The sequence below is a fragment of the Microbispora rosea genome, assembly GCF_044460045.1.
Taxonomy (GTDB): Bacteria; Actinomycetota; Actinomycetes; order Streptosporangiales; family Streptosporangiaceae; genus Microbispora; species Microbispora rosea.
The window spans coordinates 105,872-127,856 of the sequence record NZ_JBITJO010000015.1; the positions used below are offsets into that span (position 1 = coordinate 105,872).

Genomic DNA, 21,985 nt, shown 5'->3' on the forward strand with positions numbered 1-21,985 from the left:
CGCTGTCTCCACATCGCCGCCCACACCCCTGGAGACATGATGTCCACCCTGACCACCTGGCCGCGCGAGGCGGCCGAGCTGTTCGACCGCGCCGTCGTCTGCGAGTACGCCTCGCTCACCCGCGACGGGCGGCCCGTCACCTGGCCGGTCACGCCGTACGTCGGCGCGGGCGGCACGCTCGACGTGAGCACCGGCCTCACCTATCCCGACAAGGCGGAGCGCGCCCGCCGCGACCCGCGCGTCGCGCTCCTGTACTCCTCCGCGGAGGGCACCGGACTCGACCGGCCGCCCGTCGTCCTCGTGCAGGGCCTGGCCGCCGTACGCGACGCCGATCTGCAGGCCAACACCGACAGGTACGTCCGGGAGTCCCTGGCCAAGGCGGGCTCCGGTTTCGCCGGGATGCCGTGGTTCCTGACGAAGCGGCTGGGGTGGTATTTCGCCCGCATTTATGTGGAGGTCACCCCGGAGCGGATCGTCTGGTGGCCCGAGGGCGACCTGTCCGGGACACCGGAGGTGTGGACCCGGCCCGGTGCGGCGGCCGCGCCCGTCTCCGACCCCGCCCCGAACGGCCCCCGGCTGCCGAGCCGGTCCGCCGCGCCGGCCGACTGGCGGCCCTTCGCCGACCGTGCGGCCCGCCTCGGCGAGCCCGTCGTCACCATGGTCGGCGACGGCGGCATGCCGCTGGCCGTGCGCACCCGATCGGCCGCACGCACCGAGGCGGGCTTCGACCTGCTGCTGCCCGCGGGGGTCGACGCCGTCGCAGGGCCGGTGTGCCTCACCTTCCATCGGCACGGCCCGCAGATGGAGTGGCAGGAGAACGTGGTGCTCGTCGGGACCGCGACGGGGGCGGGCGACCGGCTCGGCGTACGGGTCGAGCGGGCACTGAACGACTGGAGCCTCGCGGGGAGCGGCCGCGATCGGTTCCGGTCGTTCGCCGGGCAGGGCAGGACGCTCAGGAGGCGCCTGCGCGCCGAGGCCGGGCGCCGTGGTCAGCCCGTGCCCGTCGTCCGCCGTCCCCGCACCTGATCGACATACGGCAGCATGATGGGGTGACGGAAGGATCATCGCTGTGGCGTGACCGGAACTTCACCGTGTTCTGGGCGTCCCAGACGCTGTCGGTCGCGGGGGACTCGTTCGCCCTCATCGCTGTCCCGTTGCTCGTGCTGCACGTGACGGGGTCGGTCGCGCAGATGGGCCTGCTGACCGGCCTGGCGAGCGCCGCGTCGGTGGCGGCGGGGGTCTTCGCCGGGGTGCTGGTCGACCGGCTCGACCGCAGGCGCCTGCTGATCTGGTGCGATGTGGCGAGGATGGCCCTGTATGGCGTCGTCCCGGTCGCCTGGGCCTTCGGGCCGAAGGTCTGGCTGCTCTACGTGGTCCTGCCGCTCAGCGAGGCGATCGGCATGGTCTTCCAGGTCGCGTACGTCACGGCGGTGCGGGGCCTGGTCGACGCGGACCGGATCACCGAGGCCAACGGGCGGCTGGGCGCCACCGCCGCCGCTGCCGGGATCGGTGGGCCGCTGCTGGCCGGGGTGGTGGCGGGCTGGTTCGGGCCCACGGCCGCGATCGCGATCAACGCGGCCAGCTTCGGGGTCTCGGCGCTCGGCGTCCTGCTGATCCGGCTCAGGCGGCAGCCGGCGCCCTCGCCCTCGCCGGAGGAGGCACGGGGGCCCTGGCACGAGCTGCTCGCCGGGGCCCGTTTCCTGTGGCGGCAGCCGGTGCTGCGTGCCCTGACCGTCCTGCTGTCCTTCTTCATCTTCCTGACCCTCGGACTGACCGACGTGCTGATCTATCACCTCAAGCACGACCTCGGCCAGTCCGACGGCGCCGTCGGTGTGGTGCTCGCGGTCGCCGCGCTGGGCACCGTCGCCGGCTCGCTCCTCGTCGGTCCCGTACGCCGCCGGCTGGGGTTCGGCGCGTCCTGGATCGGGGCGATCGCGGTCGCCGGGCTCGCCATCGTGGGACTCGGCGTGTCCACCGGCCTCCCGGTGGCCGCGGGGACGGCCGCCGCCTATCTCGCCTGCGTCAGCGTGGCCGGGATCTGCTCGATGTCGCTGCGTCAGCAGGTCACCCCCGACCACCTGCTCGGCAGGGTCACCTCGGCCTTCTGGACGATCCACTACGCGCTGGGCCCGGCGGGGGCGGCCGTGCTCACCTGGGGCGCGCAGCGCCACGGGGTCGCGGTGGTCTGCGTGCTGGCCGGGGCGACCTGCCTGCTGATCGCGGTCGCCGCGTTCTTCACGCCCATCCGTCAGCAGAACCCGGAGCTGTCCGGCGCCACCGGCTGACGGCTCATGTGCGGTTTCCCGGCCCGGACGGCTCCCAGTCGACCAGGCGGCGAACCAGGTCCACCGCGCCCGCCAGCGTCTCCCGCTCGGCGGGGGACAGCGTGTCCTCGATCGCCTCGGCGAGCCAGTCGGCCCGCCGGGTGCGCACCTGTTCCAGGGCGTCGAGCCCGGCGGCGGTCAGCGAGACGGGGGCCTTGCGGCCGTCGACGGGATGCGTGCCGCGCTCGGCGAGCCCCTGGTCGATCAGCTGGCCGACGGTGCGGGCCATCGACTGCGGGCGCACCCGCCGGGCGGCGGCCAGTTCGCTGGTGGTCATCGGGCCCTGCCGGCCGAGCAGGCCGATCACCGCGATGACCCCCGGAGGCATCGGGTCGTCCTCGCGCACCCGCCTGACCAGTTGCCCGACCACGAGCCGCAGCTCGGCGGCGACCTCGGACGCGTCCCTCATGGGCTCAGCGTAGCCGAGATAGACAGCATTGCTGGCAATCTATGCAGCATGGCTGTACAGTCTTGCTGTCTATATTTGGAGGAGCTCACATGCCCGTCACACTGCTCGACGACCGTACGGCCGTCGTCCTGATCGACCTGCAGAAGGGGATCACCGCCCTGCCCACCGTGCATCCGGCGGCCGAGGTCGTCGCCAACGCCGCCCGGCTCGCGGGGGCCGCGCGCGAGCGCGGCCTTCCGGTCGTGCGGGTGCGGGTGGCGTTCTCCCCCGACGGCGGTGACGTGCTGCGGGCCCGGACGGACGCGCCCGGGCCCGCGATCGCGCCCGCTCCCGACTTCGCCGACTATGACGAGCGCGTACCCGACGGGCCGACCGACATCCCGATCACCAAGCGCGGCTGGGACGCCTTCCACGGCACCGAGCTCGACCTGCAACTGCGCCGCCGGAAGATCACGGGGATCGTGCTGGCGGGAATCTCCACCAGCATCGGCGTGGAGTCCACCGCGCGCGGCGCCCGGGAGCGGGGCTACGAGATCGCGGTGGCCTCCGACGCGGTCACCGACCTCGTCGCCTCGGCCCACGAGAACGCTCTCGGGGTGATCCTGCCGCGGATCGCGCAGATCGACACGACCGAGTCGATCCTGGCCGCCTTCGCCTGACCCTTCAGCGATCGGCGCCGAAGGCGGAGGCCAGGGCCGTACGCAGGGTGTCGAGCTCCTTGGCGTCGGGGTGGAGGGAGTCCGACGCCCAGGCGACGTAGCAGTCGGGGCGCACGAGCAAAGCGGTAGGGGCACAGCGCAGCGCGGCGGGGGCACAGCGCAGCGCGGTGGGGAGACCTTCCCCGCTCGTCTTCGCGGTGACGAGGTCCACGCGGTCGCGCCGGCCGTCGAGGGCCCCGGCGAGCGCGGCGTCCGGCGTCAGGTCGATGAGCAGCGGCCGGGCGGTCCTGGTCAGCTCGGCCAGCCGTACGGAGCCGGTCTCCGTCTCCAGCACGAGGTCGGGGGCCGGGCGCCCGGTGAGGGGGTGGGTTCCCTCAAGGGCATACCTGATGTCCGCACCGGACATCAGGTCCGCGATGTGCTTGGTGGTCCGCGCGTCGCGCAGCAACTCGCCGAACAGCACGCGCAGCGCCGTGACCTCGGGCCCGGGGGCGATGAGCGCCGCCTGCGCCTGTGTGTGCATGACGACGCGCTCTGCGGCCGGGCGCCGCTCGGTCTCGTACGTGTCGAGCAGGCCGGGCGGGGCCCAGCCGTGGATCTCGGCGGCCAGCTTCCAGCCGAGGTTGAGCGCGTCCTGGAGGCCCAGGTTGAGGCCGGGACCGCCGATCGCGCTGTGCACGTGCGCGGCGTCGCCCAGCAGCAGCACCCGGCCGTCCCGGAAGCGTTCGGCCAGGCGGGTGTTGCCGCCGCTCAGGCGGCGCAACTGGTGCGGGCCCGGGCCCTCGGGCGGGCCGAACGGCAGGTCGACGCCGAGCACGCGGCGCACGCTCTCCCTCAGCTCGTCCAGGCTCATCGGCTCGTCGCCGCCGTCCTGGTTCCACTCGGTGGCGTTCACCAGCGTTCCGGTGGGGAACGGCGCGTACACGAACATGCCGTGGTCGGTGCGGTGGTGCATGAACGGGGGGATCGGTCCGTAGCCGGGCACGTTCAGCCCGCCGGTGACCGGGTCGATCAGCTCGGCGGGCATGCTGACGTGCCCGCCCCGGGAGACCGAGTCGTCCCTGGTCACTCCGGGGAAGCCGATGCCGCACAGCTTGCGGGTGACGCTGCGCCCGCCGTCCGCGCCGACGAGGTAGCGGGTTCGCAGCCGATAGGGCCCCTCGGGGCCGGCGATCTCCGCGGTGACGCCGTCCTCGTCCTGGGAGAGCCCGGTCAGCTCGTGTCCCCGGCGGATCTCCACCCCGAGTTCGAGGGCGCGCTCCTCCAGCACCTGCTCGATCCGGCGCTGCGGCACCGCCAAGCCGTACATGGGATTGTCGTCGAGCCTGCCCAGGTCGAGGGGCATCGCGCCGAACACGAAGGCCGGGCTCGGCCGGGGCGGCTCCGCGCTGCCGCTCAGGCGTTCGTGGAGCCCACGGCGGTCGAGGGCGCGTACGACCTGGCCGACGAGTCCGTTGGCCCGGTTCTCCTTGGTCTGCCCGTTCAGGCGTTCCAGCACGATCGGCCGCACTCCGGCAAGGCTCAGCTCGCAGGCGAGCATCAGCCCGTTCGGTCCGGCTCCGGCAATCACGACGTCGGCGGTCATGGTGGTCCCTCCCTGGGGATTCGGCGTGCATGGCGAAGGAATGGCGAATGAAAGGCGTGGCACTTGCCTGGCATGGCGCTTTCCAGGCATGGCGAACTCGGGGCATGGCGGTGTCGCCGCATGGCGGGTGACGGGACGGCGCCGGGTGCTTACGGCGCCCGCGTCAGGGCGTGAAAGGCCGGGCGGCGTGCCGGAGCGGCACGTCACATCGCGGGTTCGGGCCCGAGGGTGGTTCTTCTGTCAGGGCCGGGCTTCTGCTCCGGGCTCGGGCAGCCCGGCGGAGAGCCGGTCGAGCGCGTCCTCGATGAGGGGTTTGACGGGCACCGGGGGATCGGCCCGCAACCACTGGTCCATCGCCACTCTGATCGCGGCCCCGGCCGCGCCCGCCACCAGGCGCGGGTAGAGGTCGCGGGCGACGTCGGTGCCGGTCCGTTCGGCGATCGCTGCGGCCAGCTCGTCCTCGGCGATGGCGTTGGCCTTGAGCATCTCGCCCTGCAACGAGGGCTCGCTGACCATGAGCCGGATTCCCGTCTGCCACTGCTGGTCCGGCTGTCTGGCGTCGTAGCTCGCACCCATCGCGAGCTGGGTGATCACGGCGATCTTGATGGCCTCCCACAGAGGCTCCGACGCCGGGCGGCGGCGAAGCTCCTGTGCGATCAGGCGGGCGCGGTCGAGGTGCCTGGCGGCGATCGCCTCGCCCTTGCTGGAGAAGTAGTTGTTGAAGGTCCGCGGAGCCACGCGCGCCTCCGCAGCGATGTCCTCCACGCGTACGTTCTCCAGCCCGCGCTCCACGGCGAGCCGGATCGCCGCCCAGCTCAACGCGATGCGCGTTTCCTGCTTCTTGCGCTCGCGCAGCCCCGGGCGCTCGCCTTCCCTGCTCACGCCATCACCCTACAACTATTTGCGTGTGACGCAAAGATGCGTGAGACGTATTTTTGCGGGAGGCGCACTTTTTGACCGACAAGCGCGTCAGTCGCGCGCTCCGGTCAGGCGGATGAACTCCTCCAGCGAGAACCGGCCGTCGGCGTCCACGTCGGCGACCCGGTCGAGCGCGCCGATGGCCTCCGGCGGCAGGTCGGGGAAGTACGACCGCAGCTCCGCCTCGGTGATGAAGCCGTCACCGTCGCCGTCGATCGCCTCGAATTCGCGCTTGAGGGTCTCGAACCGCTCGTGGCTGAGTTCGTGAGTCACCAGGACCTGCCTTCGCACCGGGGGACGACTCCAGACAACCTATGCCGTACGGCACAAAAGATCGATGGCGGGCCGAGCTTTGCGCCGTCCACCCGGTCACGTCGTGGCGCGGACCACCAGGCGCGTCGGGAGGACGACGGGGCTGGTGTGGCGGCCGTCGAGGCGGGACAGGAGCAGCCGCGCCAGGGCCAGGGCCTGGTCCGCGGCGGGCACCCGGACGGTGGTGAGCGCCGGGGTGGTGCAGGAGGCGGCGTGGATGTCGCCGAAGCCGACGACCGCCAGGTCTTCCGGCACCCCCAGTCCCCTCTCACGCGCCGCCTCCATCACGCCGATCGCCAGCTCGTCGGAGGTGGCGAACACGGCGTCCACGAGGGGCCGCGTCTGGCCGCCGGACAGCAGCTCGCGGGCGGCGGCGGCGCCCGACTCGCTGTCCAGGCCGGCGAGCGCGACCATCGGCCGCAGCCCGTCCTCGTGGAGCGTGGCGAGGTGCCCGGCGAGGCGGTCCTTCACGGCGACGAGGTCCATGGGGCCGCAGACCGCGCCGATGCGGCGGCGACCCCGGTCGAGAAGGTGCCGGGTGGCCGCCCTCGCGCCGCCCGCGTTGTCCACGTCCACATGCGGCACCAGGGAGGCGATCGCGGGCTTGCCGAGCAGCACGACCGGCACCCCGGTGCGGGCGAGCCGCTCGGTGAGCGTGTCCGGGCCGTCCGGGGGGACGAGCACGACTCCGTCGACCTGCCGCGCCTCCACGTGCCGGATGATGCGCCGATGGCTCTCGGCCGTGTCGGCGAGCATCAGCGTGATCTGCTTGCCGGCCCCTTCCAGGACGCTGGTGACGTACTGGACGACGGCGGAGGTCAGCGCCTCGCCGCCATGCCGGGGGACCGACAGGACGAGGGCGACCGAGTCGGTCCGCCGGGTGACGAGGCTCCTGGCGGCGGCGTTGGGCACGTAGCCCAGCTCCTGGACGGCGCGCAGCACGGCGGCGCGCACGTCGGGGCTGACCCGCGCCTCCCCGTTCACCACCCGCGAGACCGTGGCCCGGGAGACGCCCGCACGGGCGGCGACGGTCTCGAGCGTGGGCCGCTTCGGCCGCTCGGCCCCGAGCCCGTTGCGCGCGATGACGTCGCGATACCACAGCGCGCTGTCCTTGAGCAGCCGCCGCTGCGTGGTGAAGTCGACGTGGACGATGCCGAACTTGCGCCGATAGCCGTCCGCCCATTCGACGCAGTCGAGCAGCGACCACAGCAGGTAGCCGCGGACCCGCGCGCCCTCGTCGATCGAGGTCCGCAGGGCGCGCAGGTGCTCCTCGACGAAGCTGATCCGGTCGACGTCGTGGATGCCGTCGGCGGTGACGACGTCCTCGAAGTCGGCGCCGTTCTCCGTGATCATCAGCTCGGTCTCGGGATACTCCTCCGACAGGCGCCGCAGGAGCAGGGACAGGCCGCTCGGCATGATGGGCCAGCCCATCGCGGTGACGGCCGTGGGCACGCTGCAGAACAGGACGCCCTCGCTGCCAGGGAAGGCCGGGTCGGCCGGGGCACTGGGCTGGGCCTGCACCGCGATGGGCGTGTAGTAGTTGACGCCCAGCAGGTCGATGGGCCGGCCGATGAGGTCGAGGTCTCCGTCGCGGATGTGGCCGAGCCCGGCGGCCTTCTCGATCAGCGGCAGCAGCTCGGCGGGGTAGCGGCCGCGCAGCACCGGCTCCAGGAACTGGCGGTTGTGCAGGGCGTCGATCCGCGCCACCGCCTCGGCGTCCTCTTCGGGGATGCCGCTGGACATGTCCCCGAGCTGCGCGGGGGTGAGGACGGGGGAGAGGTTCAGCACGACGCCGGCCTTCGCGGCGCCCCGCGCGCGCAGCGCCTCCAGGCCCAGCCCGTGCGCGAGCAGCATGTGGTGGGCGCTGACGAAGGCGTCGGCCGCCGACCGCAGGCCCGGGGCGTGCACCCCCGAGGCGTGGCCGAGGAAGGCGGCGACCCACGGCTCGTTGAACGTGAACCAGGTGTCCACGCGGTCGCCGAGTCTGTCGTACACGACCTGGGCGTAGTCGGCGAAGCGGTAGGCGGTGTCGCGTGCGGTCCATCCCCCGGCGTCCTGCATCGCCTGCGGCAGATCCCAGTGGTACAGCGTCGCGTACGGCGCGATGCCCGCCTGCAGCAACTCGTCCACGAGCCTGTCGTAGAAGTCGAGCCCCGGCCCGTTGACGTGGCCGTGCCCCCCGGGCAGCACGCGCGGCCAGCTGACCGAGAACCGGTAGGCGGCGAGGCCCAGGTCCCGCATCAGCCGGACGTCCTCCGGGTGGCGCCCGTAGTGGTCGCAGGCCGGGTCGCCGTACCCCCCGCCCGCGAAGGCGTCCCAGATCGAGGGGCCCCGGCCGTCGCGGTCGGTGGCGCCCTCGATCTGGAACGCGGACGTGGACACTCCCCAGACGAAACCCTCTGGGAACAACGCGGTACGCATCGACGCGAAACCCCCGGTGACTCGGTGAGCGCTCAGTTTGCCGCCTCGCGCGCCGGACCCGCTACTCCGTACCGGCGGACCTGATTAGCGCGCCCGGCGCGGCGCAGACGGGGGTGGGGCGGGTCGTCGGCACATAATGAAAGGCAATGGATACGGGGAGTGACCAGGGCGCCGATCGGGGGATCGACGTCAGCGTCGTCGTCCCGGCGTACAACCGCCGGGCGTCGCTCGACCGTTGCCTCACCTCGCTGCTCGTGCAGCGGGTCGCCAAGGAGATCGTGGTGGTCGACGGCGGCTCCCGGGACGGAACCCGCGCGCTGCTCGGCCTCTACGCCGCACACCACCGGCGACTGATCACCGTGATCCAGGACGCCCAGCCCGGCACGCCCGGCGGCGCCCGCAACCGTGGACTTGAGCGCGCGGCCGGCAGATTCGTCTTCTTCTGCGACGCGGGGGACCACCTCGCCCCCGACGCGCTGGCCCGCCTGGTGGCCGCGGCCGACCGGAACGGCGCCGACGTCGTCGTGGGAAAAGTCGCCGGCGCCCGCCAGGGACTGCGGGAGAGCGCCGACAGGGCCTCCTTAACCGCCGTCTACGACGATCTGTCCTGCTTCAAGCTCTTCCGCCGGGACTTCCTGGATCGGCACGCCATCCGGTTCGACGAGACGCAGCGGCGTGGCGAGGACATGACCTTCGCCGTCCACGCGTACTGCCACGCGCGGGTGATCTCGGTGGTCGCGGACGGGGACTGCTACCACGCGGAGGGCGGGGGCGAGGCGTCCGCGCGGGATCCGCTCGGCTGGCTGCGCGTGGTCCGCACGCCCATCGAGGTCATGGCGCGGCACGTGCCGCCCGGCGCGCTGCGCGACCGCCTGCTCCTGCGGCACCTGCGCCGTGACGTGCTGGCCCAGCTCGGGGTGCCGTTCCTGGCGGCGTGCGAGGCCGAGCGCGAGAAGATCGCCGTCGAGGTGGCCGACATCTGCGGCCAGTGGCTGACGCCGGGCGTGCGCGCCGGTCTCGACGGCGTCGACGCCGCCCGTGTCGCCGCGCTCGACGACCCCGACCGGCTCGTACGGCTCGCGCTCGTCGAGGCGGCGCCGCTGCGGCATCGGCTGACCGGCGCCGAATGGCGGGGCGACCGCCTGGTGATCGAGGGGTGGGCCGCCCTGGGCGACGCGGACGGCGCATCGGCCGGCGCGGGCCCGGACGGCGCCGCGCATGAAGGCGCCGCGCTGAACGGCACTTCGCTCAAGGGCGCTGTGCTGACCGGCACCGTGGGCCTGGTGCTGCGCGAGCGCATGTCGCGCCAGGAGCGCGTTCCTTTCGTGACCCGCGGCGGGACCGCCGCCTCGGGATCCTTCACCGCCGTGCTCGACGTGGCGGCGCTGCCGCCCGGCGTGTGGGACGTCCACGTGGCCGTCGAGTGCGAGGGGGCGCGCAGGCTCGCCCGGCTCGGCTCCCGCCGCGAACCCGGAGCGGGCGTTCCGGCCGCCCACCTGGTGGGCGGGGTCGTCGCGGTGCCCTTCCTCACCCGGTCCCACGGCCACCTCGGCCTCGACCTCGGAGGGCACGTCGTCCGGGTCCCCGCCGTCGTACGGCTGGCGCGGACGTGGTGGCGGGGCAGGCGGCTGCGGGTCGAGGGCAGGGCGCTGGTGGGCGAGGAGGCCGCCGCCGCGGCCGTACGGCACCTGATCTGGCGCGAGCGGGCGTCGGGACGCGAACACCGTGAGCGGGCGATGGCGGTCGGGCCACGGGAGTTCGCGGCCGAGACGGCACGTCTGCGGCCCGGCATCTGGGACGCCTACCTCGAACTCGGCCTCGGCGGTCCTCCGGTGCGCTTCCCAGTCAAGGTCGCCGAGGCCGACGCGCTGGACCGGCCCCTGCGGTGGTGGCGCGGCGCGCTGCGAGGGGGAGTGGCGCAGTGGACCGTCCGGCCGTACGCCACGGCGGTCAACCGGCGGCTCAGCGTGTCGGTGCGCGTGGCGACCCCGCTGACCGTGGTCAGGCGGATGGCCAGGACCCTGCGGCAGCGCTAATTGCGAATCATTTGCAACTACAACCCAGTGCTCTAAAGTGTGAGGAGATTCGCCCGTTTCGAAGGGGTTATAGCCGTGCACGTGCCCGATGGGTTCTTTGACGTCCCCGTGTCCGTCGGTGCCGGGGTCTTCGCGGCCGCAGGGGTGGCCGTATGCCTTCGGGGCGCCAAACGGGAGCTCGACGACAGGACCGCCCCCATGGCGGGTCTGGTGGCCGCGTTCATCTTCGCGGCGCAGATGCTCAACTTCCCCGTGGCGGCCGGCACCAGCGGTCACCTGCTCGGCGGGGCCCTGGCGGCGATACTCGTCGGGCCCTACACCGCCGTGTTATGCGTCGCGGTCGTGCTGCTCGTCCAGGGATTCTTCTTCGCCGACGGCGGCCTGACCGCGCTGGGCGTCAACATCACGCTGATGGCGATCGTGACCGCGGTCGTCGGCTGGGCGGTATTCCGGCTGATCACCAGGGGGGCGCCGCGCGGGCGCGCGACTCTGGTGGCCGGGTCGTTCGTGGCGGCGCTGGTCTCCGTCCCCGCGGCGGCACTCGTGTTCACGGCCCTGTTCTGGCTCGGCGGCACCGCGCCGATCGAGCTGGGCTCGGTCGCGGCCGCGATGGGCGGCGTGCACCTGCTCATCGGGCTCGGCGAGGGCTTCATCACCGCGCTCACCGTGAGCAGCGTGCTGGCCGTGCGTCCCGACCTCGTGTACGGCGCGCGCGGGATGACCAGGGCGCTGACGCTGCGCACCGCCGAGGGGGATGTCCAGGTCGGGCCGGCGGCTCCGGAGGCTCCCTCGGCCGGGATGGGCCTGCGCCCGGTCCTGGTGGGCGGCGCGCTCGTGGCCGTGCTGCTGGCCGGCGTCGTCTCGTTCTACGCCTCCAGTGCCCCCGACGGGCTGGAGAAGGTGGCGGCCGACAAGGGCCTGAGCGCGCAGGAGAAGCCGCACACGGCGGAGAACGGCCCGCTGGCCGGATACAGCATCAAGGGCGTGGAGAACCAGCGGCTGTCCGGCGGCCTGGCCGGGGTGGCGGGGGTCGCGCTGACGGTCGTGGCCGGAGGCGGCGTGTTCTACGTCATCCGCCGCCGTCGGCGGGGAGCCGACGCGATGACGCCCGCGAGCGCCCGGTGAACCCTGTGAACCCGATGAACCCTGTGAACCCGATGAACCCGGTGACCCCGTTGAGCCCGGTGAGCCGGGCGGGCTCGCCGAGCACGGCGACGGCGAGGCCGTGAGCGCCCTGCCCGCATGCCGGGCGGGGAGGGTCGGCGATGATGACACGGTGAGTGCGAAGTGAGCGCCGGTCACCATCACCCGATCTACCGGCCCGCCGACACGCCCGTCCACCGGCTGCCGCCCCAGTGCAAGCTGGCGGCGGTCGTCGCGTTCGCGGTGTTCGTGGTCGCCACGCCGCGCGAGCGCTTCTGGGCCTTCGCCGTCGACGCGCTGCTGCTGGCCGCCGTCGCGGCCGCCGCCCGGGTGCCGGCGGGTGCGATCGTGCGGCGCATGGCGGTCGAGGTGCCGTTCGTGCTGTTCGCGCTGGCGATTCCGCTGATCGGCACGGGCGAGCGGGTGCAGGTGCTCGGCCTGTCGTTGAGCGCCCCCGGCCTGTGGGCGGCCTGGAACATCCTGGCCAAGGCCACCTTGGGGGTGGTCGCCTCGATCCTGCTGGCGGCCACGACCGAACCCCGCATGATGCTGCTCGGCGCCGAGCGGCTGCGGCTGCCCCGGCTGCTCGTGCAGATCGCGACGTTCATGCTGCGCTACCTGGACGTGATCCTCGACCAGATGCGGCGCATGCGGGTCGCCAGGGAGTCGCGGGGATTCGTCGCCAGGGACCTCAGGCAGGCCCCCGTGCTGGCGAAGTCGGCGGGCGCCCTGTTCATCCGCTCGTACGAGCGGGGGGAGCGGGTCCACCTCGCCATGCTGAGCCGCGGCTACACGGGTGAGATGCCAACGATTAGGGATATATCGGCAACTGGGCGAGACTGGGCGATGGCGGGCATGCTGCCTTGCCTCGCCGCGGTGACGGCCCTACTGGCGTGGAGCACGACATGACCTCCGGCAGCCCCTCGCTCACGGTGAGCAGGCTCGCGTACGCCTACCCCGACGGGACGCAGGCGTTGTACGGCGTGGACCTGACGATCGAGCGGGGGGAGCGGGTCGCCCTGCTCGGCCCGAACGGCGCGGGCAAGACCACCCTCGTCATGCACCTCAACGGCATCCTCACAGCCGGCCACGGGACGGTCGAGGTGGCCGGGCTCCCCGTACGCGCGGACACCCTGCGGGAGATCCGCCGCCGGGTCGGGCTGGTGTTCCAGGATCCGGACGACCAGCTCTTCATGCCGACCGTGCGGGAGGACGTCGCGTTCGGCCCGGCCAACCTCGGGCTGCGCGGCGCGGAACTCGACCGCCGCGTGCGCGACGCGCTGGAGCGGGTCGGCATGCTGGACGCGATCGACCGGCCGCCGCACCACCTGTCCTTCGGCCAGCGCCGGCGGGTGGCGGTGGCCACGGTGCTGGCGATGGAGCCGGAGATCCTCGTCCTCGACGAGCCGTCGTCGAATCTCGACCCGGCGTCCCGCCGCGAACTGGCCGAGATCCTCAAGAGCCTGGACGTGACCGTGCTGATGGTCACCCACGACCTGCCGTACGCGCTGGAGCTGTGTGAGCGTTCGCTCGTCATGTCCGAGGGGGTGATCGCGGCCGACGGACCGACGCGTGCGCTGCTCGCCGACGAGCGGTTGCTGGCCGCGCACCGGCTCGAACTTCCCTACGGCTTCGCCGTCCCTGCTCAGCCAGGGTGATGACTCCTCCGCTCCCCGAAGGGAGCGGCTTCTCGCTAGGCCACTTCCGCCGCGTCGCGAAGGGCAAGCCCTGCCCTGAGAATGTTCTTGGCCGCGTTCACGTCGGTGTGCGCCTCGTGGCCGCACACCTGGCATCGGAACTGGGCTTGGGTGAGGCGGTTGTCCTTCGCGCAGTGCCCGCAGCGCGAGCAGGTGCGGGAGGTATTGGCGGGGTTCACTGCGATCAGCTCTCGACCGGCGCTTTCAGCCTTGTGCGCGAGCACACGCAGGAACACCCCCCAACCCGCGTCCAGGATGCTCCGGTTCAGCCCCGACTTGGCGGCGACGGTCCGCCGGGGTTGTCCGATCGTGCCGGACGCGCTGCGGGTCATGTTCGCGATCTGCAGGTCCTCATGCACGATCACGTCATAGCCGCGGACCAGCGTGAGCGCCGCCTTGTGCGCGGTATCAAGACGTTGACGGCGGACCTTGGCATGCAGCGCCACCACCCGCGCCACCGCCTTGCGCCGCCGCTTGGACCTCCGCTTCTTGCGGGCTAGGGCCCGCTGGGCCGTCGCCAGACGGCCGGCGGAGGCGGCCAGGTGGCGCGGATTGGCCAGAGGCTCCCCGTCGCTGGTGGTGACCAGCGACGCCACGCCCATGTCCAGGCCCACGGCCGCGCCCGCCGCAGGCAGGGACTCGGCGGGAACCGCGTCACAGGACAGGATCACATACCAGCGGGTTCCTTCCCGCTTGATACTGATCGTCTTCACCCGCCCCTGGACTGGGCGGTGCTGATGCACCCGCACGTGGCCGATGCCCTGCAGCCGGACGAACGTCGCGGCCAGGTGTTCAGGCTGGGAGTCCCACCGGCAGCCGTCGCCGTCCTTGGGCCACTCGACTGTGTCGAACCAGCCGCGCCCCTTGAACCTGGGGAACCCGGGCGTGCGTCCGGCCTTGACGCGGAGGAAGAACGCGGCGAACGCCTTGTCCAACCGCCGCAGCGTGGCCTGCTGCGAGGAGAACTACCACCGGCCCTGACCCCCGGCGTCATCGGCGCGGATGTGCTTGAGATCGGCCGACTGGTCGCCGTACCGAACGCTCACGCCCGCCTTACTGTAGGCAGTGCGCCGGTGCTCCAAGGCGGCGTTGTAGAGCTGCCGGTGATCCTCAAGGCAGGCGGCGAGCGAGGCAGCCTGCTTGCTGGTGGGGCGCAGCAGGAATTTGAACGACCGGCGCACACACCCACCCCTTCACCTACAGTAATCAGAACACCACGCTACTGGAAGGCGCCGACAAAACCGGAGGCAGCTCGAAATACCAGCCCGCCGACCTGCGGCCGGGACGGCGGTTCCCGCACCACCTGGTACCCGAGGTCATAGGCCGCATCCAGGCATCCAGCAGGGTGCGCACCTGAGGAGTCAGAGGATCATCGTCGGCACCCCCCATCCAATCGCGCAGGTGAAAGGCATCCGCGATCAGCCCAGGCAGAAAACCAATCAGGGACCGCATCCCCCGTCGCCTGAAGGCGACGGTCCCCTGCCGAGGTTCTGATGGATAAGTAAAGTGGGCCGGAGCTGAGGAGGTCCCGACGATGAAGCTGCGGCTCGCGCGCCAATCGCTTTCCAACGCCGTCGTGGTGGTGGCGGTGGAGGGGGAGCTCGACCTGTTCACGGCGCCGTTCCTGCGTGACGAGATACGGGACGCCATACGCGACGACGGCCCGACGCTCGTGCTGGACCTCGGCGAGCTGTCGTTCATGGACTCGAGTGGGCTGAGCGTGCTCATCGAGGCCTGGCGGCTCGCCACGAGCGAGGGCGGCGGGGTGTGCCTCGCCTCACCGCAGCCTCCGGTGGCCCGCATCCTGCGCACGACCGGCCTGGACCGGCGCATCAAGGTCTACCCCGACGTCGATACCGCGATTTTGCAGCACCCCGAGTAGAACTTCATTCGGTTCGCGCGTTAAGGTCCGGCTATGGATCTGAACGGAGCAGCAGCAATCATCTCGGGCGGTGCCAGCGGCCTCGGCGAGGCCACGGCCCGCGAGCTGGCCCGCGTGGGCGCGACCGTGGTCGTGGCCGACCTGAACGCGGAGCGCGGCAAGGCGCTGGCCGACGAGATCGGCGGCGTGTTCGCCCACACCGACGTGTCCGACGAGGCGTCGGTGCAGGCCGCGGTGGAGACGGCGGTCGCCACCGGCAAGCCGTTGCGCGCCGTGATCAGCAGCGCCGGCATCGGCTGGGCGCAGCGCACCGTCGGACGGGACGGCTCCCCCCACGACCTGGCGTCCTACCGCAGGGTGATCGACGTCAACCTGATCGGCACCTTCAACCTCATGCGCATCGGCGCGGCGGCCATGGCCGCGACCGAGCCCGTGGACGAGGACGGCGCCCGCGGCGTCGTCATCAACACCGCGTCGGTGGCCGGCATCGAAGGCCAGACGGGCCAGGTGGCGTACTCCGCGTCCAAGGGCGGCATCATCGGCATGACCCTCCCCGCGGCCCGCGACCTCGCGGCCATCGGCGTCCGCGTGCTGACCATCGCCCCCGGCATCATCGACACCCCGATCTACGGGAAGATCGGCGACAAGAACGCCGAGGAGTTCAAGGCCAAGCTCATCGGGCCGGTGGCGTTCCCCAAGCGGCTCGGCAAGGCTTCCGAGTTCGGCCACCTGGTGCGCGCGCTGATCGAGAACGACTACATGAACGGCGAGGTCATCCGCTTCGACGGCGGCATCCGCTTCCAGCCCAAGTAAGCCGAGTGAGGTCAGGTGTCCGAGGTCAACTCCGGGCCGGCCGCCGAGCCGGACGAGGTACTCGTAGAGATCGTCGACGGCGGCGTGGCCGTCGTCACCATCAACCGGCCCAGGGCCAGGAACGCCGTGAACGGCGCGGTGGCGCGCGGGATCGCGGCCGCCCTGGACGAGCTGGACGAAAGCCCCGACGTGTCCGCGATCGTCCTCACCGGGGCCGGCGGCACGTTCTCCGCAGGCATGGACCTGAAGGGTTTCCTCACCGGTGACATGCCGGTGGTCGAGGGCCGGGGCTTCGGCGGCATCACCGAGGCGCCGCCGAAGAAGCCGATCCTCGCCGCGGTCGAGGGGTACGCGCTGGCCGGGGGCTTCGAGCTGGCGCTGTCGTGCGACATCGTCGTGGCGTCCGAGGAGGCCAAGTTCGGCCTGCCGGAGCCCAAGCGCGGCCTGGTCGCCGGCGCGGGCGGGATCATGCGGCTGCCGCGCCGGATCCCGTATCACGTCGCCATGGAGATCGCCCTCACCGGCGACCACTACCCGGCCGCCCGGCTGTACGAGCTGGGCCTGGTCAACCGGATCACGTACCCGGGCGAGGCGCTCAACGGCGCGCTCGAACTGGCCCGCACGATCGCCGCGAACGCGCCGCTGGCGCTCGCCGCGACCAAGCGGATCATCGTCGAGTCGGCCGACTGGTCGCGCGAGGAGATGTTCCGCAGGCAGGGCGAGATCATGGCGCCCGTCTTCGGCTCGAAGGACGCGATGGAGGGCGCGGCGGCCTTCGCCGAGAAGCGCGCTCCCGTCTGGAAGGGCGAGTGATCACACCCCTCGCAGGACCGTTCGGGGCGCCCCGGCCAGGGGCGCCCCGAGCCATCTCCGGGTCGGTGGGTCAGCGCGAAACCGGGTCAGCGCGAAACCGGGTCAGTGCGAGCCGGGTCAGTGCGAGCCGGGCCAGTGCGAGCCGGGTCAGAGCGGGTCGCCGAGGGGACCGTGCTCCTCTTCCAGGACGTCGGCCCAGTGGGCGGCCCAGTCTGGCTGGGCGCCGTCCGCGTCGGTGAATCCGTACTCCTTGTACAGGCCCCAGGTGGCCAGGGCGCGTCCGGTCTTGGTCATGACGCCGGGGTCGGCGGCCAGGGCGGCGACGGCCCGTCCCAGGTAGGCGGGGGTCTCGGAGCGGGCGAAGTGCGGATCCTGCGCGACCGCGTCCCGCCAGCCGGCCTCGGTCACGCCGAAGTGGTCGAGCATCGCCTCCGAACGCAGGAAGCCCGGCGTCACGGCCACGGCCGCCACGCCGTACGGCTTCAGCTCGGCGGCCTGAGCGACGGCCAGGCGGATCACGGTGGACTTGGCGATGTCGTAGAAGAACGAGCCGCGATAGCGGGCGGTGTTGCCGTCGGTGACCTCCACGACCAGGCCGCTCCGGCGGGCGACCATCAGCGGAAGCGCGAACCTGCTCGTGACGATGTGCGTGTCCACCGCCCGGCGCAGCAACCGCAGGCCGGTATCGAGGTCCTGCTCCCACAGGGGATGCTCCCAGTCGGTCAGCGCGTCGCCGCCCCACACCGAGTTGACCAGGACGTCCAGCCGCCCGTCCTGCTCGGCGGCGATGCGGTCGACCAGGGCGCGCACCTCCTCGGGGTCGCTGTGGTCGGTGCGCACGGCGATGCCGGCGCCGCCGGCGGCGGTGACCCGTGCCGCGGTCTCCTCGACGGTCTCCGGGCGGTCCAGGTCGGAGCGGCCGGCCGTGCTGCTGCGGCCGGTGACGTAGACCGTGGCGCCCGCGGCCCCGAGTTCGACGGCGATTCCGCGTCCGCCGCCCCGCGTGCCTCCGGCCACCAGGGCGACCTTCCCGGCGAGCGGCTGTCTGTCGTTCACGACGTCTCCTTCGAACGGGTATAGGGCGACAGGAGCGCGGTGACCGCCTGCCGGAGCCGCTCCTGCAGCGTGCCCTGCCGGTCGAGAGCCCAGGTCAGGCCGGTGCCGGCGATCAGCGCCTGGACGGACTCGGCCAGCGCGGCGGTGTCGGTCCCGGTCCGCAGCTCTCCTTCGGCCACCGCCTCGTCGAGCAGGGCCAGGATCGCCTTTCGCTGCGCCTCGTGGACGGCCAGGGCGTACTCGTGCAGCTCCGGATCGGTGAGGTCCATGCACAGGAAAGCCAGGTGGTTGGCGAAGCGCTCCGGGGTGTCCATGAGGGCCATCGACTCCTCGGCCAGCGCCGTCAGCGCCTCCAGAGACGAAGGACGCCTCCGCCGCAGCCGCTCGTGGTGAGCCTCCGCCTCGTGTGCGGACTGCCTCGCCAGCGCCACCAGCAGCCCCCGCTTGGACCCGAAGCGCTGCACGAGGGTGCCGGGCACGAGCCCCACCTCGTCGGCGACGGCGGCGAGGGTCAGCCCGGCGGGACCCACCTTGCCGATCACCTCGGCCACCGCACGCAGGATCACCGAATCGTCCACTCCGCGGGGTCGTCCCGCCACCGGTCCCTCCCATTGATAAATGACTGTTCATTTATCAATACCGCCGTCTGGTCTCTCCTCGCAACTCGACGGCATGATCCCGGCGGATCAGGGCAGTCCGCTCGTTTGTGAGCGGGACTGCGTACGGTGAAACCATGAGTGATTCCGGGCCCGGGCTTCCCCGGCCGGGCCGGTCGATGCGGGAGCGGACGTCCGCGCTGCTCACCGGTGCCCTCGGCAGCGCGATCCTGATGATCGTGCTCGTCGCGGTGATGTGGGCGATCGAGATCGTCGACTACGTGGAGAACGGGCGGCTCGACAGGTACGGCATCATCGCCCACGAGCCGGACGGCCTGCCCGGGATCCTGTTCGCGCCGTTCCTGCACGCCGGGTTCGGCCATCTGATGGCGAACTCGGTGCCGCTGCTGATCCTGGGGTTCGTGGCCGCCATCAGGGGGATCGGCAGGTTTCTCGCGGCGAGCCTGGTCATCATCCTGGTCAGCGGGCTGGGCGTGTGGTTCACCAGCCCGCCGGACACACTGACGATCGGCGCGAGCGGCCTCGTCTTCGGATATTTCGGTTATGTGGTGGCCCGGGGGTTGTTCGACCGCCGGACCCTCGACATCGTGCTCGGCGTCGTGGTCGCCGTGCTCTACTACTCGATCCTGTGGGGGGCTCTGCCCACCCAGCCGGGCGTCTCCTGGCAGGGCCACCTGTTCGGCCTCATCGGCGGCGTGATCGCCGCCTGGCTGCTACGCCGCCGGAAGACCGTGACGGCCTGACCTGCGAACGGCTCAGGACCCGGGCGGCGGCGTGGCGGTCCCCGTGTCGAAGGCCGAGGGGTCGTCGATCAGCCGGCAGGGTTTGACGGGGCCGTCCGTCAGACGTCCGCTGAACTGCCAGGCGACCCCGGGATGCGCGGCGTCCGGCCGCACCTGGTTCTCGTTGATCTCGATCATGACGATCTGTCCCTGCTCGATGAACCGGGGGTGGATCGTGATGCCGTGCTCCGACCGGATGGCCCTGGCCGAGGCCAGCTTCCGCGCCTCCTTCCGGATACGCGCCTGCACGGCCGGGTCCCCGCTCGTCAACTCCTCCTTCGAGAAGGACGTGTGGTCGCCCGCGACGAAAGGAGCGCGTCCGTCCGCGCATCTCTTTCCGAGGGGCAGGTAGGTGATGTCGGCCCGGACGCCCATCTTCGCGAGGTCCCGCTCGACCTGGTCCGGATCCCTGAACTCCGTGATCCGGAGGCTGATGGAGCCGTCGGCGTGCCTGGTCAACGCGTACGCCGGGGACTGCTGCCCGGCCACGAGCGGCACCGCGACGGCGGTGGCGGCGGCGACCGCGATCCCGGCCCCGGCAAGGAAGCGGGCCCGGATGCTCCGGCGCCCGTCCGGCGCCCGCGTCCGGGCCCGCGTGACGATCTCCGCCTTGAGTTCCGCGAGCAGCCTCTCCTCGAACGTGTCGTTCACTTCGTTCCTCCGATCGGTTGCATGACTCCGGGGACGCGCTGGATCCGCCGCCGGGCGCGGTGCAGCCTGACCCGGGCGGTGCCCTGCCTGATGCCGAGCGCGGCGGCGGCCTCGGCGGGACTGAGCCCGTCCACCGCCACGAGTTCGAGCAACGCGCGGTCGCCGTCCGGCAGATCGGCCATCGCCTCCAGTGCCAGGCGGGCCGGTGACTCCGCATCGACGCGTTCCTCCAGACGGAGGATGTCGTCGGCATCGAGCAGGCGGCGGCCCGCGATCCGGCTGGTGGCACGCGACTCCCTCGCCGTACGGCGGCGCTGCGCCAGCACGGTGTTGCGCGCCACGCCGTACAGCCAGGCGATCTCGCTGCCCCTGTCCGGGCGGTAGGTGTGCGCGGAATCCAGCACGGCGAGGAACACCTCGGCCGTGAGGTCGGCGACCGTGTGCGGATCGTCCGCCCGTCTGGCCAGGAACCGCGTCACGGCGCCGACATGCCGCCGGTAGAAGACTTCGAATGCGTCGGGATCACGGGCGAAGCCCGCCGGACCCGTCTGTTCACGGCGCACCGGCGCTCCCCTCGGTCGTGTGAGAAAACACATCCCTGCTTGGACGAAGCGCCGCACACCGTTACAGGACCGGAAAAACGAAAAAGCCGACGGTCCGGAGACCGTCGGCCGGAGCGGCGGCCGCCCGGGAGGCGGCCGCCGTGAGAACCGCTAGAGACGCTCGACCACGTAGTCGACGCAGGCGGTCAGCGCCTCGACGTCGGCGGGGTCGACCGCCGGGAACATCGCGATCCGCAGCTGGTTGCGGCCGAGCTTGCGGTAGGGCTCGGTGTCCACGATGCCGTTGGCCCGCAGCACCTTCGCGACCGCCGCGGCGTCGACGGCGTCGTCGAAGTCGATGGTCCCGACGACGTTGGAGCGCTGCGCCGGGTCGGCCACGAACGGCGTGGTGTACGACGTCTTGTCGGCCCAGGTGTACAGCCGCGAGGCGGAGTCGGCCGACCGGGCGGTGGTCCAGCCGAGGCCGCCCTGGGCGTTCATCCAGTCGATCTGGTCGGCCAGCAGGAACAGCGTGGCGACCGCCGGGGTGTTGTACGTCTGGTCCTTGACCGAGTTGTCGATCGCGGTCGGCAGGCTGAAGAACTCGGGGACGAACCGGCCGCTATCGGCGATCTCCGTCACCCGGGCCAGCGCCTTGGGCGAGAACAGCGCGATCCACAGGCCGCCGTCGGAGGCGAAGCTCTTCTGCGGAGCGAAGTAGTAGACGTCGAACTCCTCCGCGGAGACCGGCAGGCCGCCGGCGCCGCTGGTGGCGTCCACGAGGACCAGCGACTCGTCGTCCGCGCCGGTCGGCCGCTTGATCGGCATGGCGACGCCGGTGGAGGTCTCGTTGTGGGTGAGCGCGTAGACGTCCACGCCCTCCTCGGCGACCGGCAGCGGGTGGCTGCCCGGCTCCGACTTGATCACCGAAGGGTCGGCGAGCCAGGGAGCCTTCTTCGCGACCGTCGCGAACTTGGAGGAGAACTCCCCGAAGTGCAGGTGCTGCGACTTCTCCCGGATCAGCCCGAAGGACGCGATGTCCCAGAACGCCGTGGTGCCGCCGTTGCCCAGCACGACCTCGTACCCCTCCGGGAGGGAGAACAGGTCGGTGAGCCCGGCGCGGACGCGGGCGACGAGGTTCTTCACCGGCTTCTGCCGGTGGGAGGTGCCCATCACCTTCGCCCCGGCGTCGGCGAGAGCGGCCAGCTGCTCGGGGCGTACCTTCGAGGGCCCGCAGCCGAAGCGGCCGTCGGCGGGCTTTATGTCAGCGGGAATCACGATGTCAGCCACGGTTCAAGCCTAGTGAGACCTGCGGATGCTCTAGA

Annotated in this window: 23 protein-coding genes; 11 read left to right on the forward strand and 12 right to left on the reverse strand. The window is 72.0% G+C overall.

The features are described from left to right. Window positions 1-39: 39 nt before the first annotated feature. Together ACIBK1_RS37850 and ACIBK1_RS37855 are read left to right on the forward strand one after the other, a co-directional pair. Window positions 40-1,026, forward strand: a complete 987-nt coding sequence (locus ACIBK1_RS37850) for a hypothetical protein (RefSeq protein WP_396740472.1) — start codon at window positions 40-42, stop codon at window positions 1,024-1,026. A gap of 23 nt (window positions 1,027-1,049) precedes the next feature. Next, complete coding sequence (locus ACIBK1_RS37855; RefSeq protein ID WP_030510334.1) at window positions 1,050-2,285, forward strand: MFS transporter; 1,236 nt, start codon at window positions 1,050-1,052, stop codon at window positions 2,283-2,285. A gap of 4 nt (window positions 2,286-2,289) precedes the next feature. On the opposite strand, the gene ACIBK1_RS37860 is transcribed toward ACIBK1_RS37855, so the two are convergent. Further along, window positions 2,290-2,733, reverse strand: a complete 444-nt coding sequence (locus ACIBK1_RS37860) for a MarR family winged helix-turn-helix transcriptional regulator (RefSeq protein WP_036408055.1) — start codon at window positions 2,731-2,733, stop codon at window positions 2,290-2,292. An 89-nt stretch (window positions 2,734-2,822) separates the two neighbouring features. On the opposite strand from ACIBK1_RS37860, the gene ACIBK1_RS37865 reads away from it, so the two are divergent. Then, the gene (locus ACIBK1_RS37865) at window positions 2,823-3,392 is read left to right on the forward strand and encodes an isochorismatase family protein (protein WP_030510332.1); all 570 of its coding nucleotides are present in this window, start codon (window positions 2,823-2,825) and stop codon (window positions 3,390-3,392) included. A gap of 4 nt (window positions 3,393-3,396) precedes the next feature. Here the strand turns inward: ACIBK1_RS37865 and ACIBK1_RS37870 are convergent, their stop codons facing one another. The 4 genes from ACIBK1_RS37870 to ACIBK1_RS37885 all read right to left on the reverse strand — a co-directional run bounded on the left by ACIBK1_RS37870 (window position 3,397) and on the right by ACIBK1_RS37885 (window position 8,628). After that, window positions 3,397-4,977, reverse strand: coding sequence for an FAD-dependent monooxygenase (locus tag ACIBK1_RS37870; protein ID WP_396740475.1), 1,581 nt, complete (start codon window positions 4,975-4,977; stop codon window positions 3,397-3,399). Window positions 4,978-5,217: 240 nt separating this feature from the next. Next, entirely contained in the window at window positions 5,218-5,859 is a 642-nt protein-coding gene (locus ACIBK1_RS37875) for an acyl-CoA-like ligand-binding transcription factor (protein ID WP_030510330.1), read from the reverse strand. 87 nt (window positions 5,860-5,946) lie between these two features. Beyond that, window positions 5,947-6,168 (reverse strand): EF-hand domain-containing protein, encoded by a 222-nt coding sequence (locus ACIBK1_RS37880; protein WP_030510329.1) that lies wholly within the window; start codon window positions 6,166-6,168, stop codon window positions 5,947-5,949. A 96-nt stretch (window positions 6,169-6,264) separates the two neighbouring features. Next, window positions 6,265-8,628 (reverse strand): GH1 family beta-glucosidase, encoded by a 2,364-nt coding sequence (locus ACIBK1_RS37885; protein ID WP_396740477.1) that lies wholly within the window; start codon window positions 8,626-8,628, stop codon window positions 6,265-6,267. Window positions 8,629-8,774: 146 nt separating this feature from the next. On the opposite strand from ACIBK1_RS37885, the gene ACIBK1_RS37890 reads away from it, so the two are divergent. The 4 genes from ACIBK1_RS37890 (at window position 8,775) to ACIBK1_RS37905 (ending at window position 13,465) form a co-directional block, all read left to right on the forward strand. After that, window positions 8,775-10,664, forward strand: a complete 1,890-nt coding sequence (locus ACIBK1_RS37890; protein ID WP_396740479.1) for a glycosyltransferase family 2 protein — start codon at window positions 8,775-8,777, stop codon at window positions 10,662-10,664. A gap of 75 nt (window positions 10,665-10,739) precedes the next feature. After that, the gene (locus ACIBK1_RS37895; RefSeq protein ID WP_030510326.1) at window positions 10,740-11,789 is read left to right on the forward strand and encodes an energy-coupling factor ABC transporter permease; all 1,050 of its coding nucleotides are present in this window, start codon (window positions 10,740-10,742) and stop codon (window positions 11,787-11,789) included. Window positions 11,790-11,951: 162 nt separating this feature from the next. Then, entirely contained in the window at window positions 11,952-12,716 is a 765-nt protein-coding gene (gene cbiQ, locus ACIBK1_RS37900; RefSeq protein ID WP_030510325.1) for a cobalt ECF transporter T component CbiQ, read from the forward strand. Further along, the gene (locus ACIBK1_RS37905; RefSeq protein WP_076438468.1) at window positions 12,713-13,465 is read left to right on the forward strand and encodes an energy-coupling factor ABC transporter ATP-binding protein; all 753 of its coding nucleotides are present in this window, start codon (window positions 12,713-12,715) and stop codon (window positions 13,463-13,465) included. Before cbiQ ends, ACIBK1_RS37905 begins: the two co-directional genes overlap by 4 nt. A gap of 35 nt (window positions 13,466-13,500) precedes the next feature. Here ACIBK1_RS37905 and ACIBK1_RS37910 read toward each other — a convergent pair whose 3' ends face one another. Continuing rightward, complete coding sequence (locus ACIBK1_RS37910) at window positions 13,501-14,448, reverse strand: RNA-guided endonuclease InsQ/TnpB family protein (RefSeq protein ID WP_396740512.1); 948 nt, start codon at window positions 14,446-14,448, stop codon at window positions 13,501-13,503. Between the two features lie 21 nt (window positions 14,449-14,469). Beyond that, window positions 14,470-14,685, reverse strand: a complete 216-nt coding sequence (locus tag ACIBK1_RS37915) for a helix-turn-helix domain-containing protein (protein WP_396740482.1) — start codon at window positions 14,683-14,685, stop codon at window positions 14,470-14,472. Window positions 14,686-15,038: 353 nt separating this feature from the next. Here ACIBK1_RS37915 and ACIBK1_RS37920 point away from each other — a divergent pair, with 353 nt between their 5' ends. Genes ACIBK1_RS37920 through ACIBK1_RS37930 form a run of 3 tightly spaced genes read left to right on the forward strand, consistent with a single transcriptional unit; the run spans window position 15,039 to window position 17,012 of the window. Continuing rightward, window positions 15,039-15,386, forward strand: coding sequence for an STAS domain-containing protein (locus tag ACIBK1_RS37920; RefSeq protein WP_030510322.1), 348 nt, complete (start codon window positions 15,039-15,041; stop codon window positions 15,384-15,386). A 33-nt stretch (window positions 15,387-15,419) separates the two neighbouring features. Beyond that, a complete protein-coding gene (locus ACIBK1_RS37925; RefSeq protein WP_076438470.1) occupies window positions 15,420-16,199 on the forward strand; it encodes an SDR family NAD(P)-dependent oxidoreductase in 780 nt (259 codons plus the stop codon). Between the two features lie 15 nt (window positions 16,200-16,214). Next, window positions 16,215-17,012: a crotonase/enoyl-CoA hydratase family protein gene (locus tag ACIBK1_RS37930; protein WP_051762170.1), complete on the forward strand. Its 798-nt coding sequence runs from the start codon at window positions 16,215-16,217 to the stop codon at window positions 17,010-17,012. Window positions 17,013-17,159: 147 nt separating this feature from the next. Here ACIBK1_RS37930 and ACIBK1_RS37935 read toward each other — a convergent pair whose 3' ends face one another. Together ACIBK1_RS37935 and ACIBK1_RS37940 are read right to left on the reverse strand one after the other, a co-directional pair. Next, entirely contained in the window at window positions 17,160-18,068 is a 909-nt protein-coding gene (locus ACIBK1_RS37935; RefSeq protein ID WP_030510319.1) for an SDR family oxidoreductase, read from the reverse strand. Further along, window positions 18,065-18,667, reverse strand: coding sequence for a TetR/AcrR family transcriptional regulator (locus tag ACIBK1_RS37940; RefSeq protein ID WP_030510318.1), 603 nt, complete (start codon window positions 18,665-18,667; stop codon window positions 18,065-18,067). The genes ACIBK1_RS37935 and ACIBK1_RS37940 overlap by 4 nt, the downstream gene beginning before the upstream one ends. Before the next feature lie 134 nt (window positions 18,668-18,801). Between ACIBK1_RS37940 and ACIBK1_RS37945 the strand changes: the two genes are divergently transcribed. Further along, window positions 18,802-19,428 (forward strand): rhomboid family intramembrane serine protease, encoded by a 627-nt coding sequence (locus tag ACIBK1_RS37945; protein ID WP_030510317.1) that lies wholly within the window; start codon window positions 18,802-18,804, stop codon window positions 19,426-19,428. Window positions 19,429-19,440: 12 nt separating this feature from the next. Here the strand turns inward: ACIBK1_RS37945 and ACIBK1_RS37950 are convergent, their stop codons facing one another. The 3 genes from ACIBK1_RS37950 to serC all read right to left on the reverse strand — a co-directional run bounded on the left by ACIBK1_RS37950 (window position 19,441) and on the right by serC (window position 21,950). Further along, on the reverse strand, window positions 19,441-20,118 hold the full coding sequence (locus ACIBK1_RS37950; RefSeq protein WP_030510316.1) for a hypothetical protein: 678 nt from the start codon (window positions 20,116-20,118) through the stop codon (window positions 19,441-19,443). Next, on the reverse strand, window positions 20,115-20,681 hold the full coding sequence (locus ACIBK1_RS37955; protein ID WP_396740485.1) for an RNA polymerase sigma factor: 567 nt from the start codon (window positions 20,679-20,681) through the stop codon (window positions 20,115-20,117). Before ACIBK1_RS37955 ends, ACIBK1_RS37950 begins: the two co-directional genes overlap by 4 nt. 150 nt (window positions 20,682-20,831) lie before the next feature. Continuing rightward, the gene (gene serC, locus ACIBK1_RS37960; protein WP_030510314.1) at window positions 20,832-21,950 is read right to left on the reverse strand and encodes a phosphoserine transaminase; all 1,119 of its coding nucleotides are present in this window, start codon (window positions 21,948-21,950) and stop codon (window positions 20,832-20,834) included. Between the last annotated feature and the right edge of the window lie 35 nt (window positions 21,951-21,985).

Coding starts and splice junctions, on each gene's coding strand:
- ACIBK1_RS37850 (WP_396740472.1), top strand. CDS start 40: ATGTCCACCCTGACCACCTGGCCGCGCGAGGCGGCCGAGCTGTTCGAC.
- ACIBK1_RS37860 (WP_036408055.1), bottom strand. CDS start 2,733: ATGAGGGACGCGTCCGAGGTCGCCGCCGAGCTGCGGCTCGTGGTCGGG.
- ACIBK1_RS37865 (WP_030510332.1), top strand. CDS start 2,823: ATGCCCGTCACACTGCTCGACGACCGTACGGCCGTCGTCCTGATCGAC.
- ACIBK1_RS37870 (WP_396740475.1), bottom strand. CDS start 4,977: ATGACCGCCGACGTCGTGATTGCCGGAGCCGGACCGAACGGGCTGATG.
- ACIBK1_RS37885 (WP_396740477.1), bottom strand. CDS start 8,628: ATGCGTACCGCGTTGTTCCCAGAGGGTTTCGTCTGGGGAGTGTCCACG.
- ACIBK1_RS37890 (WP_396740479.1), top strand. CDS start 8,775: ATGGATACGGGGAGTGACCAGGGCGCCGATCGGGGGATCGACGTCAGC.
- ACIBK1_RS37905 (WP_076438468.1), top strand. CDS start 12,713: ATGACCTCCGGCAGCCCCTCGCTCACGGTGAGCAGGCTCGCGTACGCC.
- ACIBK1_RS37920 (WP_030510322.1), top strand. CDS start 15,039: ATGAAGCTGCGGCTCGCGCGCCAATCGCTTTCCAACGCCGTCGTGGTG.
- ACIBK1_RS37925 (WP_076438470.1), top strand. CDS start 15,420: ATGGATCTGAACGGAGCAGCAGCAATCATCTCGGGCGGTGCCAGCGGC.
- ACIBK1_RS37945 (WP_030510317.1), top strand. CDS start 18,802: ATGAGTGATTCCGGGCCCGGGCTTCCCCGGCCGGGCCGGTCGATGCGG.